General features: G+C 71.1%; 12 protein-coding genes. 1 reads left to right on the top strand and 11 read right to left on the bottom strand.

The features are described 5' to 3' along the window. Nucleotides 1-25 precede the first annotated feature (25 nt). Nucleotides 26-1,000, top strand: coding sequence for an ROK family transcriptional regulator (locus PV646_RS26305; protein ID WP_500344856.1), 975 nt, complete (start codon nt 26-28; stop codon nt 998-1,000). A gap of 43 nt (nt 1,001-1,043) precedes the next feature. Here PV646_RS26305 and PV646_RS26300 read toward each other — a convergent pair whose 3' ends face one another. From PV646_RS26300 to PV646_RS26250, 11 genes are all read right to left on the bottom strand, one after another. Further along, a complete protein-coding gene (locus PV646_RS26300) occupies nt 1,044-2,054 on the bottom strand; it encodes a methyltransferase (RefSeq protein WP_500344855.1) in 1,011 nt (336 codons plus the stop codon). A gap of 10 nt (nt 2,055-2,064) precedes the next feature. Continuing rightward, nucleotides 2,065-4,839: a cytochrome P450 gene (locus PV646_RS26295; protein WP_500344854.1), complete on the bottom strand. Its 2,775-nt coding sequence runs from the start codon at nt 4,837-4,839 to the stop codon at nt 2,065-2,067. Between the two features lie 68 nt (nt 4,840-4,907). Continuing rightward, nucleotides 4,908-5,741, bottom strand: coding sequence for an SAM-dependent methyltransferase (locus PV646_RS26290; protein ID WP_500344853.1), 834 nt, complete (start codon nt 5,739-5,741; stop codon nt 4,908-4,910). A gap of 30 nt (nt 5,742-5,771) precedes the next feature. Continuing rightward, on the bottom strand, nt 5,772-6,383 hold the full coding sequence (locus PV646_RS26285) for a dTDP-4-dehydrorhamnose 3,5-epimerase family protein (RefSeq protein WP_500344852.1): 612 nt from the start codon (nt 6,381-6,383) through the stop codon (nt 5,772-5,774). A 16-nt stretch (nt 6,384-6,399) separates the two neighbouring features. After that, nucleotides 6,400-7,509: a DegT/DnrJ/EryC1/StrS family aminotransferase gene (locus PV646_RS26280; RefSeq protein WP_500344851.1), complete on the bottom strand. Its 1,110-nt coding sequence runs from the start codon at nt 7,507-7,509 to the stop codon at nt 6,400-6,402. Then, nucleotides 7,506-8,447: an NAD-dependent epimerase/dehydratase family protein gene (locus PV646_RS26275; protein ID WP_500344850.1), complete on the bottom strand. Its 942-nt coding sequence runs from the start codon at nt 8,445-8,447 to the stop codon at nt 7,506-7,508. Before PV646_RS26275 ends, PV646_RS26280 begins: the two co-directional genes overlap by 4 nt. Continuing rightward, entirely contained in the window at nt 8,447-9,862 is a 1,416-nt protein-coding gene (locus tag PV646_RS26270) for an NDP-hexose 2,3-dehydratase family protein (RefSeq protein ID WP_500344849.1), read from the bottom strand. Before PV646_RS26270 ends, PV646_RS26275 begins: the two co-directional genes overlap by 1 nt. A gap of 15 nt (nt 9,863-9,877) precedes the next feature. Continuing rightward, nucleotides 9,878-10,687, bottom strand: a complete 810-nt coding sequence (locus PV646_RS26265) for an SAM-dependent methyltransferase (RefSeq protein ID WP_500344848.1) — start codon at nt 10,685-10,687, stop codon at nt 9,878-9,880. Continuing rightward, nucleotides 10,684-11,889 (bottom strand): cytochrome P450, encoded by a 1,206-nt coding sequence (locus tag PV646_RS26260; RefSeq protein ID WP_500344847.1) that lies wholly within the window; start codon nt 11,887-11,889, stop codon nt 10,684-10,686. Before PV646_RS26260 ends, PV646_RS26265 begins: the two co-directional genes overlap by 4 nt. A gap of 1 nt (nt 11,890) precedes the next feature. Then, nucleotides 11,891-14,953 (bottom strand): ferritin-like domain-containing protein, encoded by a 3,063-nt coding sequence (locus PV646_RS26255; RefSeq protein ID WP_500344846.1) that lies wholly within the window; start codon nt 14,951-14,953, stop codon nt 11,891-11,893. After that, nucleotides 14,950-16,440, bottom strand: a complete 1,491-nt coding sequence (locus PV646_RS26250; RefSeq protein WP_500344845.1) for a flavin monoamine oxidase family protein — start codon at nt 16,438-16,440, stop codon at nt 14,950-14,952. The genes PV646_RS26255 and PV646_RS26250 overlap by 4 nt, the downstream gene beginning before the upstream one ends. Nucleotides 16,441-16,446: the final 6 nt, after the last annotated feature.

The raw sequence follows: 16,446 nt of genomic DNA, 5'->3' as shown, positions 1-16,446 counted from the left end.
GCAACGCTGTTGAATAATTGCGACCGTGGACCTCACCTCGCTCCGTTCGCACAACGACAGGACAGTGCTCCGGCTCGTCCGCTCCGGGGCGCTGAGCAGGGCTTCCCTCGCGGAGGAGACCGGGCTGACCCCGCAGGCGATCTCGAAGATCGTGGCGCGGCTCATGTCGGCCGGCCTGCTGGAGGAGACCGGGGCCGTGCGCGACGGCGGCCGCGGCAAGCCCCGGATGGCGTTGCGGCTCGCGGCCGGCGGGGCGTTCGCCTACGGCGCCTACGTCGACCGCGACGAACTGCGCGTGGTCAGGCTCGGCCTGACCGGTGAGGTGGTGTCGGCCTCGGTCGTGCCGCTGCCCCCGATGTTCACGCCGGACGACGTGCTCGACGCCCTGGAGCCGTTGGTCGAGGCAGGGGAGAAGGTGCTGGGTCTCGGCATCGGCATCGCCGGTCCGCTGGAGCACCGCGACGGGGTGGTGTCGCCCCACGGGTTGCCGGGCTGGTCCTCGGTGCCGTTGAAGGCGCTGGCCGAGGAACGGCTCGGGCTGCCGGTCGTCGTGGACAAGGACACCAACGCCGCCGTGCTCGCCGAGGCGTGGCGCAGACCGCTCCAGGACGCGGCGCTTGTGTTCGTGGGCACCGGTCTGGGCGTGGGACTCCTACTCGGAGGAGAGGTGTATCGCGGCGCACGGTCGGGCGCGGGCGAGTTCGGGCACACGACGATCCAGCTCGACGGACCGCTCTGCGTCTGCGGACGGCGCGGGTGCGTCGAGGCGGTGCACGCGGCCAGTGCCGGTGCCGAGGCGGCTCGTGTGCTCGGCGCGGCGGTGGCGAACCTCGTGCTGCTGCTGGACCTCGACCAGATCGTCCTGAGTGGACGGAAGGTGCTCGAGTCGCCCGGCCTCTACCTGCGGGCGATGCCGGCCGTGGACGTGAGCGTCACGTCGTACGGTCCCGATCTGGTGCCCGTCGGCGCGGGGCTGCTGGTGCTGGGCGAGTTGTTCTAGCGATGTCGGCCGGGCGAAGCACCCGGCCGACGTCCCCATCCCGCTACCGGGCCACGGCTTCGAACAGGTGCAGCGAGTCGGTCGCCGTCGAGCCGCGGTACTCGAGCCCCGCCCGGTCGAACAGGCTCGCGTACTCGGCCTCCGTGCGTTCCTGGCTGCCGAACAGCACGAACATCCCCATGTCGGCCATCGCGGTGTAGGCGTCGGGCGTGCCGGACTTCTCCAGCAGCACCTCGACCACGACGATCCGCGAACCCGGCCTTGCGGCCCGCGCGCAGGACTCCAGGATGCGCACGCAGTCGTCGTCGCCCCAGTTGTGCAGGATGAACCTCAGCAGGTAGAGGTCGGCCCCCTCGGGAACGGACTCCAGCGCGTTGCCGGTGACGGTCTCGCAGCGCGACGCCAGCGGGTCGCTGACGAGCTCGGGCAGCGCGTCGGCGATGACCCCTTCGACGTCGAACAGCACCCCGTTCAGCTCCGGCGCGGCCCGCAGGACGTCGCGCAGCAACGTGCCGCGGCCGCCGCCGACGTCGACCACCAGTCCCGTCGGGGGCAGGCCGAGCGCTGCGACCACGTCCCCGTTGTCCTCCTCGGTGGCGTTGCTCATGGCCTGGTGGAAGTCGGCGGCGCGCTCGGGTTCGTGCTCGCTGAGGTAGCTGTAGAAGTCGGTGCCGTGCACCACCTCGAACGGGCCGCGGCCTGCCCGCGCGGCCGCGGCGAGGCTGCTCCACGCCTGCCAGTTGGCGTCGGCCTTCAGGTCCTGCGTGAGGATGCGGCCCACCGGGTGGGCCGAGCACATCGTCCGCGAGAGCGCCGTGTGCGCGTACCGGCCGTCCTCGGTCAGGGTGAACACCCCGAAGCTCGCGAGGGCGGCCAGCAGCCTGCTCAGCACTCCGGGGTCGGTGCCGGTGCGGGCGGCCAGGTCCGGCACGGAGAGGGGCTCGTCCTCCAGCGTGTCCGCCAGGTCGAGCAGCACGGCCGCGCGCAGCAGGTGGGCGGCGCGCAGCAGCACCAGCATCTGGCTCACCGAGTCGTCCGGTCCTTCGTGGGGCATCTCGTTCCTCCTAGGCGGGCGACAGCACGACGGGCAGGGCGCTGATGCGGCGGATGATCCAGTCGGACTCCCACCGCACCTCGTTCGTCGTGCTCAGGCGGGCGTGCGGGAAGCGGGTGAGGAACGCGCCGAGGGCGATCCTGGCTTCCAGCCGGGCGAGGGGCGCGCCGAGGCACAGGTGCCGGCCGAGACCGAAGCTGACGTTGTCGCCCCCGGTTCCGGGCGCGAACTCGTCGCCGGCGGTGCTGTGCGGGCAACGGTTCGCCGCGGCCAGGTTCACCTGCACCGGCGCGCTCTTCGGGATCAGGTAGCCGCCGAGCTCGACGTCCTCGGTGGCGAACCGCCACGTCGCGTGGGGCAGCGGCGGCTGCACGCGCAGGGTCTCCTCGACCCAGTCGCTGATCTCGGTGTCGGTGCGGGGGCGTTCGGCGGGCGGGCGGCGCAGAGCCTCGTGGATCGAGGAGGCGATCAGGCTCGCCGTGGACTCGTAGCCCGCCATGATCAGGCCGGTCGTCCACGTCACGACCTCGTTGAGGCTGACCGAGTCCTCGGCCTGCGCCGCCAGCAGGTCGGTGACGAACCCCTGGTCCAGCACGGTGCCCTCGGCGGCCCACTGCGCGACCGTGCCGGCGAGTCCACCCACTCCGGCGGCGCGTTCGTCCTGGTCCTGCGAGTAGATGATGTTGTCGGTGACCTCGCGCAGCGCGGGCCTCAGGTGCGGTGGCACGCCGATCAGTTCGCTGAAGAACCCCAGCGGCAGCGGGAAGGTGAAGCGGTCGACGAGGTTGACCTCGCCTTCCCCGGCCAGGTCGTCGAGCAGTCCGCCGGCGAGCTTCGTGATGCGCTCACCCCACTCGCCGAGCTTGCGGGGCGTGAAGAACTTCGCGTGCAGGCGCCGGATCCGGGTGTGCTCCGCGCCCTCGCTCATCACCATGGCCTTGGCGACCTCGGCACGGGGCTGGGCGCCGAGCATGGCGCCGGGGATCCGCATCCACTCCGGTGCGAGCGCCATGTCCTTGCTGAGCCGGGAGTCGAGCAGCGCGGCGCGGGCGAGGGCCGGGTCGCACACCACCCAGTTCGTGCCGCCGAAGTAGTCGACGGTGACGATCGGTGCGACCCGGCCCGCCGCCAGCACCGCGGGCAGCGAGTCGACGGAGGCGGGGGTCGTGGGCATCTCGGCCCGGGGTGCCTGCCGCGCGGCCCCGCGCACCGTGTCGGCGAGCGCCGCCGGGTCGTCCGGGAGCGCGTCACCCCGCCACGCCACGTGGCCGTCCGGGCGGACCAGGACGAAGGTGCGGTCGTAGAGCTTGGCCAGTTCGTCGCTGTCGCTGTGGCGCACGCTCAGGGGCACACCGCGTTCGGCGAACGCGGCCTCGAAGCGCGGAAGCCGTTCGTCCGCTCCGAACCGGAGCAGGACGAAGCCCAGTCCGAAAAGGTCCAAAGTGGATGTACGAGCGTCCCACCACGCGTGCGCCGCCCGCCTGCCGGGTTCGCCGCCGGGCCGCCACGCCGCGTCCGGCACGGTGATCTCCGCCGACTGATCGGGGTCGTCGACGATCACCGGTGAGCGGTAGCGTAGTCCGAAGTGGATCTCCGGGGCGTCGAACTCGCGGTGCGCGCCGCTCGACGCGAGCCGTTCGGCCATGGCCCTGCGGGCCTGTTCACCGTCGGGGCCGTCGAGGTCGATCTCCTGCGGGACCTCGCGGTCCATCGTGCGCCGCAGGTTCGTGTTGGCCTCGTTCATGCTCGCTTCGGCGATCGGCCGGCGTTCCGCCTCGTAGCTGTCGAGCAGGCCGGGACCGGCCCAGCCGCCGAGGGTGGCGGCGATCTTCCAGCCCAGGTCGGCCGCGTCGGCGATGCCCGTGTTGAGGCCGAAACCGCCGGAGGGGGACAGGGTGTGCGCGGCGTCGCCCGCGAGGAACACGCGGCCGTGCCGGTAGCGGTCGGCGACGCGGTGGGTGAGGTGCCAGTCGCCGTCGCTCAGCACCTCGAACGGGGTCTCGAACGCGATCGCGTCCCGGATCAGGGACTCCGCGCCGACCCGTTCCGCGTGCTCGTCCTCGACGCCGACGACCATGTTGAACAACGCGTCGCCGTCCAGTGACCGCAACGGGAAGCGCAGCACCGGCGAGCGGACGAGGAAGTGCACCAGCGCGGTGCCGGCGCCGAGCCTGGCCCGCAGTTCGGGGGCGCGGAACAGGACGTTGCGGAAGATCTGCGGGCGGAACCGGGCAGGGGAGTCGATGCCGCACGCCTGCCGGATCGGGGACGACGCGCCGTCGCACGCGACCAGGTACCGGGCCTGGATGTCCTTCCTGGTACCGGTTTCCAGATCGGTGAGCACGGCACGCACGTGGTCGCCGGTCTGCGTCACGTCGCCGAGCGAGGTCCGCAGCCGCAACGGGTCGCCGGTCGCCCGTGCCAGCACGGGGTTGAGCCAGTGCGCCGGGCAGATCTGGTCGGGTTCGGGGGTGTGCTGGAAGACCGGGCGGTCCGCGGCCGTGCCCCGCCGGTAGCGGTGCAGCTCGTGGCCGCCGATCTTGGTCACCCAGGCGATGTCCAGCGGGTGGTCCGGTGGCCAGCCCGCGCCGCGGATCGCGTCCGCGAGCCCCCAGCGCCGGAACAGTTCCATCGAGCGCGGACCGATCGTGCTCACCTTGGGGTGGCGGACGGTGCCGTCACCGGCCTCGGCCACCACGCAGCTGATCCCGCGGTACGTCAGGTCGATCGCCAGCGCCATCCCGACCGGGCCACCACCCGCGATGAGCACGTCGGTCTGTTCCATCGTGTCCTCGCCTTTCGTTGCAGGAGTGGGCAGGGCGGCCGGGGGCCGCCCTGCCCGGGTCGGTGTGGTCAGGGACGGACCGCGACGGCCAGCAGGCAGCCGAAGTCGTCGGCGCCGGTCAGGTCGCCCGGCTTGAAGGCGTCCTCGTCGAACGCGAAGTTGCCCTCGTCCATCGCCACGGGCCGTTCCTCGAAGCCGCCCAGCTTCTCGATCTCGTCGGCCAGGCGCAGCGTGCTCTGCTCGGTGATGTCGAGGATGCTGTGCAGCCGCAGGCCCGCCCGGTGCAGCATCGGGACGTAGTCGTCGATGTCGGCCGTGGTGCACATGAGGTCGCGGCAGAACTTGTCGATGCCGGGGCTGCGGACCTCCTTGTGCGGGTAGCGGTCGAAGATGTCGGTCAGCACGACCCGGCCGCCGGGCTTGAGGACGCGGAAGATCTCGCGGAACACCCGGTCGCGGTCGGGGATGTGGCAGATCGACTCCAGCGCCATCACCGCGTCGAACGACCCGTCCCGGAACGGCAGGTCCAGCGCGTCGGCGTGCTCGAAGACCGCCCTGGCGGCGAGCCCCCTCTCCGCGCTGAGCTTGTTGGCGGTCTTGACCTGCTCCGCGCTGATGCTCACGCCGGTGACCCGCGCGCCGGTCCTGCCCGCGAGCCTCAGGCCGGGGCCGCCGACACCGCAGCCCAGGTCGAGCACGTGGGACGTCGCGCCGACGTGGAGGTGCTCGATGAACACGTCCGTGAGCCGGTCCATCGCCTCGTCGATCGTGGCCGTGGAGTCCGGTGAGTCCCAGTAACCGATGTGCACGTTGGTGTTGAAGCTGCCGTCGCGCATCGCGCTCAGGGTCAGCTTGTCGTAGAGCGCGCCGACTTCGTGCGGCTGCGGGAGGGTCTGGGTCATGGCGAGCTTCTCCTGGTTGGTCTGGGGGTGTCAGAGGGACGCGACGGCGCGCGTGAGGTCCTGCTCGATCCGGCGGCACAGCTCGTAGTCCGGCAGCAGGCCCTGCTCTTGCGCCTGTGCCAGCGTGATCGCCGCACCGTCCCTTTCGGACAGGATCGGATTCGGCGGCACGGGCAGTCCGAGTGCCGGGTCGAGCACGTCGAGGGCGAGTTCGTGTTCCGCCACGTAGGTGCCGGAGATCATGTACGACATCACGGTGTTGTCCTCGAGCGCGATGAACGCGTGCCCGACGCCGACCGGGAAGTACAGGGTGCGGTGGTGGTTCTGGTCCATCCGCACGGAGTCCCACCGCCCGAACGTGGGCGAGCCGGCCCGGATGTCGACGACGACGTCGATCGCCGACCCGGCCGCGCAGTAGACGTACTTGGCGCATCCCGGCGGCGTCGTCGTGTAGTGGATGCCGCGGACGACGCCGCGGGCCGACACGCTGTGGTTCGTCTGCCGCACCGGGAACAGCGGGCTGCCGGTCGCCTCGGCGAACGCCGCCTCCTGGAACGGCGAGAGGAACTTGCCGCGGTCGTCGCCGAAGACCTGCGGGGTGAACTCCAGCGCGCCTTCGACTGCGAGCGTGCGGACCTTCATGGGGGCTCCTGCGATCTCAGAGCGTGGCCAGGACCTGGCGCAGCGCGTGGATGACCTTGTCCTGCAGGTCGGGCGACAGCGAGGGGTACATGGGCAGCGAGAAGATCTCGCCCGCCAGTGCCTCGGTGACGGGCAACGAGCCGGTGCGTTCGGCGAGGTGGGCGAAACCGCTCATCGTGTGCACGGGCCACGGGTAGCTGATGTTCAGGTGGATGTCGTACGACTTGAGGCGCTCGATGATCTCGTCGCGCCGGGGATGCCTCACGACGTAGACGTAGTAGACGTGGCTGTTGCCCTCGTTCGTGCTGGGCAGCCTGAGGCCGGTGTCCTGAAGGCCTTCCTCGTACCGGCGCGCGATGGCCTGCCGTCCGGCGACGTAGGTGTCGAGCCGGGTCAGCTTGCGCCGCAGGATCTCCGCCTGGACCTCGTCGAGGCGGCTGTTGTGCGCCGGCGTCTGGACGGTGTAGTAGATCTTGTCCATGCCGTAGTAGCGCAGCCTTCGCAGTTGCGCGACCACGGTGTCGTGCGGGGTGATCACCGCGCCGCCGTCGCCGTACGCGCCGAGGACCTTGGTGGGGTAGAAGGAGAACGCGGCCACGTCACCGGTCGAGCCGGCGACCTTGCCGTGCTGCCGGGCACCGTGCGCCTGCGCGCAGTCCTCCAGCACGCTCAGCCCGTGCTTGTCCGCGATCGCCTTCACCGCGGCCATGTCCACGCACTGCCCGTAGAGGTGCACGGGCACGATGCACCGGGTGCGGTCGGTGATCTTCGCTTCGACCTGCGCGGTGTCCATGAGGAAGTCCTCCTCGCACACGTCGACGAACACCGGCGTGGCGCCCGTGTTGTGGATCGCGATGACGGTCGGTGCCGCGGTGTTGGACACCGTGATCACCTCGTCGCCCGGGCCGACGCCGAGCGCCTGAAGACCGAGGGTGATCGCGTTCGTGCCGTTGTCGACACCGACGCAGTGCGCGAGTCCGTGGTAGGCCGCGAACTCCTCCTCGAACCCCTGCACGCTCGCGCCGAGCACGAGTTGCCCGGAGTTGAACACCTTCTCGACGGCGTCGAGGATGTCGGCCCGTTCGTTCTGGTACTCGAGCAGGTAGTCCCACACGCGCGTGGTCATGGGCGAGCCTTTCGGGCGAGTGCTGCGACGGTTCGGTGGATCCCTTCCCCCAGCGGGATCTCCGGGCGCCAGCCGGTGACGGCCCGGAACGCCGAGGAGTCGATCGTCACGCTGCGGAAGTCGGTCACGGGGGCGTGCGAGGGTGCCTGGACCGAGGTGACCTCGACCGGTGGCGCCCCGGTGTGCTCGGAGGTGATGGAGGAGATCAGCCGGAACACGTCGCCGAGCGCGTCTCCGCGGCCGGCGCCGAGCAGCCAGTGCCTGCCCGCCAACGCGTCGGCGTGTTCCAGAGCGGCGGCGAACGCGGTGGCGATGTCGTCGACGTGGACCAGGTCACGGCGCACGGTGCCGTCGTGCCACATCGTGAGCGCCTGCCCGTCGAGAGCCCTGGCGGCCATCGCGGACACGACACCTCGGTCGTGGCCACCGCCGGGTGTGCCCTCCCCGAAGACGGTCGGCAGGCGCAGGCTGACGCCGCGCACCCGGCTTCGGGCCAGCAGCAGTCGTTCCGCGCGCAGCTTCTGCCGGTCGTACGCGGTCTCGGGCCGGTCCGGTTCAGTGCCGTTCAACGGTTCCCGTTGCGGCACACCGACCTGGGACGCGGCGCCGCCGTAGACGAGCACCACGTCGTCACCCAGCACCTCCAGCAGATCCGCCATGACGCCGACGTTGACGCGTTCGGCGGAGCCCTCCTCGGCCGCGCGCCAGCCGCCGTCACCGAGGAGCAGGTAGACCACGGCGTCCGAGCCCTCGACCGCGTTCGCGAGCGCCTCGCGGTCGGTGAGGTCGGCGGTGACCACCTCGACCAGGGCGGGCCCGTCCGGCACCTCGGCCGGTTTGCGCGCCACGGCCCGCAGGTGAACGTCCTGACGTGCCAGCGTCTTCAGCACGGCCGAGCCGATGAAGCCCGTCGCGCCGAGCACGGTGATCCTCTTCATCACACCAGCCCCCGTGGCCAGGCGGAGGCGGCGTTCATGCACGCGAGCAGCGTGCGCGCCTCCACGTTGAGGTAGTGGCCGTGCCGCGCGAGCGTGGTGAGCTGCGCGGGTGTGGCCCAGACGAAACCGCGCGGTGGTTCGGACGGCACCTGCCCGTCGGCCTCGATGATCAGGTAACGGCACCGGGTGTCGAGGAACCGGCCGCCCTCCTCGGAATGCACCGCCTCGTAACGGATGCGCTGACCGGCCTGGAGCACCACGTCCAGGAACGCGGGACGCTGATCGGCCGGCAGGTGTTCGTAGTTGCGCGGCGTGCACTGCACGGTCGGTGCCAGCTCGACCGTGTCGAGGAAGCCGCCGTCCGCACGGGCGTGCACCAGCACGTGCCGCACGCCGCCGAAGTCCCGCACGAGGAACGCGGACACACCCATGTCGACGGATTCCAGCAACGGCTGGGTCCAGCTGACCCGCTCGCGGTTGCTGCCCCGCACGGCGACGGCCACGACCTTGAAGTACCGGCCGTCCTCGTGCTCGACGGCGTCGGGCCCGCGCTTCCAGCCCTCCACGGACGCCAGCGGGATGCGCGTCGTCCGCACGTCGTGGCGCGCCCGTTCGCCGGTGAACCACGACAGCAGCTGGACGTCCGAGTGCAACGCGCCGGGATTCGGGTCGTAGTAAGGAAGACACGACAGCACGCTGCGCGCGTTCATGTTCACCGTCTCGTCCTCGTGCAGCAGCTCCGCGATCTGCCCGAGGGTGAGCCAGCGGAAGTCCTCGTCCGGTGCGATCTCCGCACTCGTCTCGACGATCATGTTGCGGTTGGACTTGCGGAAGAACCAGGACCCCTGCTCCGCCTGGAGGACGTCGACGACGACCTGCTCGCGGTCGAGGTCGGCGAAGTGCTCCAGCAGCTTCACGCTCGACCCGCCGTGCGCGCCCGTGTAGTTGCTGCGGGTCGCCTGGACGGTGGGGGAGAGCTGCACCAGGTTCGGGTTGCCCGGCTCCATCTTGGCCTGCATCAAGAAGTGCAGGACGCCGTCGATCTCCTTGCACAGGATGCCCAGGATGCCGACCTCGGGCTGCTTGATGACCGGCTGCTGCCACTCGCGGTAGGGGCCGTCGCCGTGCGGGCCGTCGTGCTCCACCACGTGCAAGCCCTCGATCGTGAAGAACCGGCCGCTGGCGTGCGCGAGGTCGCCGGTGGACTTCACGAAGTGCCATTGGTCGAGCTCGGCGAACGGGACGCGTTCGACCGTGAGGACGTTGGCGTGGCGCCGTTCGGCGAGCCAGGCGCGGACGTCCTCCGTGCGCATGTGCGCGCCCTGGCGGGTCGCGGCGGACAGGGCGACGCGGTGCAGGTGGGAGGCGTTCCCGCGGGTGCGCAGGGTGGTGGGCGGGTCGAGCTGGGCCGTCATGGCGACATCTCCCTTCTACGGCCGCTGCGCGGTGATCAGGACGTAACCGCTGCTCGGGTTCTCCCCGAACGCCGCCATGAGCTCGGCCGCCGTGATGATGTCCGCGGCGGCGAAGGGCGGTGCCGTGTCGGCGATCCGGCGGAACGCCTCCGCCGCCCGCGCGTAACTCGGCCGCACGTTCTCGCCGATGTCGAGCAGCTCCAGCAGGTCCCAGCCGGCCTTCTCGAGGCCCGCCCGGTGCTCCTGCTCCGAGTTGATCCCGGCGATCTCCAGCGTGCGGACCATCCCGGCCAGCACCGCCTCACCCGCGCCGGTGAAGGGCTCGCGCTGGCACAGGTCCGCGACGACCAGTCGCCCGCCGGGCCTCACGAACCGGCGCAACCGCGCCAAAGCGGCCGCCTGGTCGGGCAGGTGCAGCAACGACTCGATGGCGAAGACGGCGTCGAACGTGCCGAGGTCGTCCGGCAGCGAGGCGGCGTCCGCGAGCCGGAACACGACGCGGTCGGAGCCCGCCGCGAGCTCGGTCGCGCGGTCCACCTCCTGCTGGGACACGGTGATGCCGGTGACGTGCGCGCCGTGGGCCTCGGCGATGCGCACGGCCGGGAAACCGTTGCCACAGCCCACGTCGAGCACCCGGTCACCGGGACGCAGGGCGAGGCGTTCGGCGACCAGGTCGGTGAGCCGGTCGGTCGCCGCGGCCATCGGCACGTGCTCGGTGCCCGAGTCCCAGTAGCCGGCGTGGATGTTGCCGCCCAGGGCCTCGGTCGTACCGGCCTGCGCGAACTGGTCGTACTTGCCGCCGACGGCGTCGGTCTGCGATGTCACGGGTGCGTCCCTTCGAGGCTGTCGGTCAGGTCGAGCAGGAGTCGTGCCGGGCCGTGGAAGACCATGTCGGCGGCGTACTCGACGTGGCAGGCCGCCCGTTCCCAGCCGCGCACGCCGTCCAGCAGGGCGCTCAGGCCGATCTCCAGCTCGGCGCGGGCGAGGGTCGCGCCGAGGCAGTAGTGGATGCCGATGCCGAACCCGAGGTGCCGGTCCGCAGGCCGGTGCACGTCCACGACGTCCGGGCGGGGGAAGCGGGCCGGGTCCCTGTTCGCCGAGCCGAGCAACGCGATCACGCGGCTGCCGGCCGGGACGGCGGTGCCGCCGACGACCACGTCCTGACGGGCCCAGCGCGTCACCGCCTGCACCGGTGGGTCGTAGCGGAGCAACTCCTCCACGGCGGTGGGCAGGAGGTCGGGGTGGTCGCGCAGGTCGGTGACCAGCTCCGGGTGCGCGCGCAGGATCAACGCCGCCTTGGCCAGCGAGTTGGTCGTGGTCTCGTGTCCGGCGGTCAGGAGGTGCACGCAGGTACCGACGACGCGTTCCGCGCCGAGCGGGATGCCCGCCATCAAGGCGATCAGGTCGCGGTCGCCCGGCTGCCGTTGCCCTGCCTGGTCGCGGAAGTAGGCGTCGAGCTCGCGCGCGGCGTCCTCGGCGTCGGTGAACCGCGACGGACCCGTGCGAGTGCTGCTGGCTCCCTGCAACGCCACCGCGAGGGCGCGCAACCGTTCGTGGTCCTGCGCCGGAACCCCGAGGAGCTCGCAGATCACCATGATCGGGAACGGCGCCGCGAACCCGCCGACCAGGTCCGCCTCGCCTTGCAGCCGGGAGAGCAGGTCGCGGGCGATGCGGGCGATGCGCGGGCGCAGTCCGGTGACGACGCCGGCGGAGAACTCCTTCTGCAGCGCCGAACGCAGCCGCGTGTGCTCGGGCGGGTCGAGGAAGACGAGCCAGTTCTCCACGACGGTGCGCAGGGCGGCGAACTCCGGCGGCACCGGCAGGGAGACCGGCACACCGTCCTCAGTGGAGCGTGACACCCGGCCGAAAGCGCGATCGGACAGCACCTTCACCACGTCGTCGTAGCCGAAGACGTAGAACGCGTCCGCGCCCTCGTGCACGGACCCGGCCTCGCGGTAGCGCCGGTAGATCGGGTACGGGTCGGCGATGTCGTCCATCGACCAGTCCCGCAGGCTGAACGGCGTCATGTCACCTCCCCGCCTGTGCGCGGAAGTGGTCCGCCCAGAACGTGCTCAGCTCGCCCACCCGCGCGGGCACCAGGGCGCACTTGGCGCACTGGGCGGCGATCTCGTCCAGCCGCAACACGATCGCCCGCCTGGCGACGTCCGGACGCGGGATCGCGGCGGGCACCTCCGGCAGTTCGAACGAGGGCCCCGCCGTCGTGCCACGACGGCCGGAGGGGAGGGTCACCAGCAGTTCGGCCAGCGGGCGCATCAGCCCGGCCATGATGTCGATGGCCGCGTTCATCAGGTCCGAGCGGCGCAGGCTCGCGTCGGGACGTTCGCCGAAGTGCTGGGCCATCAGCTGCAACGCCATGAAGTACGACTCGTTGAAGATCCGCATGACCGTGCGGGCGTCCGGGTCCGTGACCGTCTCGACGGCCGGGCTCGCGGGGTTCAGCGACGGGTTGCGGGCGACCGGGTACGCGGGGTTCCACAACTCGCCGTGCGGGCCCGTCACCGGCGCCTTGCGCAGCAGTTCGCCGATCAGCAGGAACGACGTGTAGTGCGAGTCCTCGACGGCGTCGGGGTCCAGCACCCCGCCCTCGCCCTGCTCGGTGATCACGTCGATCGCGTACAGGGCGCTCGGGAGGTCGTCGACCTCCAACTGGTAGTCCGGGTGCTCGTGGTTGATCGACTCGCGCAGGAACAGGTGGTGCTCGCCGCCGCCCCGGCCCTGGTCGACCAGGAACAGGTCCGGGATCTGCCGCAGGGCCTCGCGGATGTCGGCGTACAGCTCGCTCAACGACGCGTAGCCGTGGTCCTGACGATCCGGCGGTGTCTCACCGTCGCGCGGCCGTAGATCGCCGACCTGGTGCTCCGGCTTCTCGATCTGGGTGAAGCGCTCGACGCTGCCCAGGCCCAGCCGTTCCAGCGCGAAGTCCAGCGGGACCGGCAGCAGGTGGTTGATGGTGCCGAAGTCGACCACCGGCACGTGGAACGGCTCGCCCAGCGCCATGATGATGTTGTTGACCAGCAGGAAGTGGATCATCTCCTCGCGGGCGATGCCGAGCAGCATGCTCCGGATGCCCTCGTCCAGCGTCTCCCCGCCGTCGCCACAGGCGAGCTGGAGCTGTTCGGGCGTCCACAGGCCGAGCCGCACGTACTCCGCCCCGGCGCCGTAGGTGGGCACCGAGTAGGCCGCGTAGAGGTACTGGAGCATCACCGCCAGTTCGATGAGGGCCGCTTCCCGCAGCACCTCGACCAACCGGCCGCGGGTCGCGATCCGGTTGCGCACGGGCACGGTCGTCTCGGCCGGCAGCAGGAGGTGCTCGGGAACCTGTTGCGCCCTCAGGAACTTCAGCAGCAGCCGTGCCTTCGGCTCGGAGAGGTCCCGGGTCGGCGGCATGTAGTAGGTCTTGGTCTTGTTCTGCGGGTCGCACATCTGCCAGATCAGCTTGGCGTAGGTCTCGGTGCGGCTGCGGTTCGCGAGGCTGAAGACCTCCTTGTCCATGAAGGAGAAGAGGTGTTCGTAGTAGGCGAAGACCTCGCGGTACACCAGGTCGTAGTCGGCGTGCTCGACCTCGTCGAGGTGCCAGGAGTCCGGCAGCACGCGCACGGTCAGATATCCGGCGCCGGACCAGAAGCCGAGGTTGTCGTCGTTGTCGTAGTCGAGGTCGGCGGGCACCGGCCCGGCCGTCAGCAGGACACGTGCGGTGCCCGCTGCCTCACCGTGCATCGTGAACCGGCCACGACCGGTGTCGTCGGTGTTCACCACGGCGTCCACGGACACGATGACGTCGGCCGGGTCGAGGGGGCGGGCCGCCGGGTTGGCGAACTGGCGGACCGCGATGTCCCGCACCGCACCGGGACGGCCTCGGACGAACGACCGCACCTCCACCTCGACGGTGTCGTCCGCGGTCCGGGGGTACTCCACGAACACGCTCGCGTCGTCGACCTGGAGGTTGATCTCCTGTTCCCGCAGCAGGATCGCACCGTCCGAGGCGACCAGTCGCAGCGCGTCACCCGCGATGTCCTCTTCGGACAGCAGACTGGGCACCGTGACCACTCCGGCGGTGAGGACCGCGTCCTCGGTGTACGCCTCGGCGGGAATCCGGGCCACCAGAAGGTCGTCGCGGACGGTGCGCAGTTCGAGATCCCTGGCCGCGGCCGCCGGTGCGGGCGCCGTGATCATGTTCAGCACGACCTGACCGTGCGCGGTGCCGACGGTGAGGTTGCCCAGGCGGTTGCGCGTGGTGCGGTCGGGGACGAGCAGCCGGCCGGCCGGGTACGTGCGCGGCTCGTGGGGCCGCCACGGCGCGATCGTGCCGTGCAGCCGCCACTGCGAGGGCTGGTCCGGTGCCTGCGGAGCGGACTGGCCGTCGAGCGCGAACTGCACGACGAGGCCGCCCGTCCCGCACTCCCTGAGCAGCCTGGCGACCGGGGACGCGTCCGCCTCGTCCAGCCAGCGCAGGTCCTCGTCGGTGACGACGAACTGGTGCACCACCGAGCGGCCCAGCTGCCAGTGGCCGCAGCCGCGACCGGTGGCGTGCCAGCGCGGCGGCGAGAAGCCTTTGACCGCACCGGTCGCCATGTACCCGACGTCGTGCGAGCGTCCGTCGCGGCCGAAGCCGAGCTGGCCGACCATGAGCGTCGTCGTCCAGTCCGAGGCGGGATCCACGTCGAAGATCCGCGCACGGTTGACCGTGGTCGCGAGGTACTCGTTGTAGTGGCCCCAGAAGTCGACCGCGCGGCCCACGACCGGGTCCGTCGTGCCGGCCTCGCCCGCCACGAGCTCGGCGCTCACGACGTGTGCGTTGATCGAGAAGTGCCCGTTGCCGGCGAAGTCACGGCCCAGGGCACCGCTGAACGCTCCGCCGGGCGTCTCGCTGCCCGCGCTGTCGTAGCGGGGCCCGGTCTCGTCGAGGTGCGCGTGGTACTCGGCGGGCGGGCGGTGCACGGGGAACGGCTCGCCCTGCGCGGTGAGAGCGGTGTTCGTCGCCAGGTCCACCATGCCGTTGCGGGGGCCCGTGGGCAGGCGCGTCGAGGCGACGCCGCGGAAGTGCAGCCGGGGCAGGTCGAAGACGCTCATGCGGACTTCTCCGTCTGCGGCAGCCGCCGGGCGGGGACCCGCCGCTCGCACCACTCGATCTCGTGCGCCGCGTCGATCGCCGACTCGATCGCGCCCTCGATCCACGCGGGCTTCGACGAGCAGTGCTCGCCGGCGAAGAAGAGCCCCTTCTGCGGCCGCGTCGCCTCCCGGCGCTGTGCCTCGCGCAACGCGGAGTCCTGCTCCCAGCGGATCGTCGCCGCGCCGAGGGACCACTGGTGCTCGCCCCACGCCTTCGTGGCGACGCCAAGAACCATGCCTGGCTCGCGCAGCTCGGGGTGCATCACGCCGAGCTCCCGCGTGATCAGCGTGATCCTCTCCTGCTCGCTCAGCGAACTGAGCGCGTCGGCGTCGGGACCGATGCTGTAGCTGGCGAGCATCACCGCGCCGTGGGCAGGATCGCCGTCGACGGGCGGGTAGTAGGTCTGCCGGACGTGCCCGCCGGTGAACGAACCACCGCCGCGGATGCCGTCCTCGTGCCAGAACGCCTCACGGCAGTGGAACGCGACCTTCGTCGCCGGCCAGTACTTCGTCTCGTGGATGATGTCGAGCTTCTCGTCGTCGAACCCGCTGAGACGCATGCCCCGCAGCACGGTGAACGGCACCGTGCACACCACGTAGTCGCAGGTCTTGGTGAAGGACCTGGTGCCCTGCCTCAGGTTCAGCACCACGGACTTGTCGCGGACCTCGATCCCGGTGACCTCCTGCCCGACGGTGACGCGGCCGAGCAGACGGGCCGCGAGACTGCGGGGGATGAGGTCCATGCCGTCGCGCAGCCGCACGATGTCGGAGCTGGTCTCGTCCAGCACGTCGTCGAGGAACCGCTCCAGGTGCGGCGGCACCAGCGAGCGGATGCGCGGGTTGCCCGCGTAGAAGGCGTGCAGGTCGATCATGGTGCCGTTGTGGCCGCGGCGGTACGGCGTCATGTCGACCTGGTCCACGAGGTCGAGCAGGCCGACGCCGATCTCGCCGTGCATGCCGTTGTAGAACTGGCGTGGCGCGATGGCCCGGATGGTCGCGTCCAGCCAGGCACCGAACAGCAGGGTGCCGTCGCGGTAGCGCCCGGCGGGCACCCCGGAGGCGAAGTCGTTGAGCAGCACGTCGTGTGCGTCGCGCACGCGCAGGTAGCCGGACGAGCTCGGCAGGTACGCGGCGTCGTCCGAGAAGATGGTGTGGAACGGCAGGACCTGGTCCTGCAGGCCCAGTTCCGCGATGTAGTGCAGGGTCAGGCGGTGCGCGGAGGGGATGCGCATCGCACCCAGTTCGGCGAACGGCCCGGTCTCGCCCGTGAAGCGGTGGGTGTGGACGCGGCCCCCGATCCGGTCACTGGCCTCGATGATCTCGACCTCGTGGCCGAGGCGCTCCAGCTCGTAGGCCGTCACCAGCCCGGCGACACCCGCGCCGATCACGGTGACCTTCTTCCGCTCACCGATGGCGTCGAGCCCGTTGACCTCTTGCAGCGTCGTCACCGCGGA

This window comes from Streptomyces sp. ID05-26A (assembly GCF_033794685.1).
GTDB lineage: Bacteria > Actinomycetota > Actinomycetes > Mycobacteriales > Pseudonocardiaceae > Lentzea.
Note: the sequence above shows the minus strand (reverse complement) of the source record. Positions and strands in the feature narration are given on the sequence as shown.

Bases quoted from the DNA above. Each gene is read 5' to 3' on its own strand.
- PV646_RS26300 (WP_500344855.1), bottom strand. From the start codon at position 2,054: ATGCCCCACGAAGGACCGGACGACTCGGTGAGCCAGATGCTGGTGCTG.
- PV646_RS26295 (WP_500344854.1), bottom strand. From the start codon at position 4,839: ATGGAACAGACCGACGTGCTCATCGCGGGTGGTGGCCCGGTCGGGATG.
- PV646_RS26290 (WP_500344853.1), bottom strand. From the start codon at position 5,741: ATGACCCAGACCCTCCCGCAGCCGCACGAAGTCGGCGCGCTCTACGAC.
- PV646_RS26285 (WP_500344852.1), bottom strand. From the start codon at position 6,383: ATGAAGGTCCGCACGCTCGCAGTCGAAGGCGCGCTGGAGTTCACCCCG.
- PV646_RS26280 (WP_500344851.1), bottom strand. From the start codon at position 7,509: ATGACCACGCGCGTGTGGGACTACCTGCTCGAGTACCAGAACGAACGG.
- PV646_RS26275 (WP_500344850.1), bottom strand. From the start codon at position 8,447: ATGAAGAGGATCACCGTGCTCGGCGCGACGGGCTTCATCGGCTCGGCC.
- PV646_RS26270 (WP_500344849.1), bottom strand. From the start codon at position 9,862: ATGACGGCCCAGCTCGACCCGCCCACCACCCTGCGCACCCGCGGGAAC.
- PV646_RS26260 (WP_500344847.1), bottom strand. From the start codon at position 11,889: ATGACGCCGTTCAGCCTGCGGGACTGGTCGATGGACGACATCGCCGAC.
- PV646_RS26255 (WP_500344846.1), bottom strand. From the start codon at position 14,953: ATGAGCGTCTTCGACCTGCCCCGGCTGCACTTCCGCGGCGTCGCCTCG.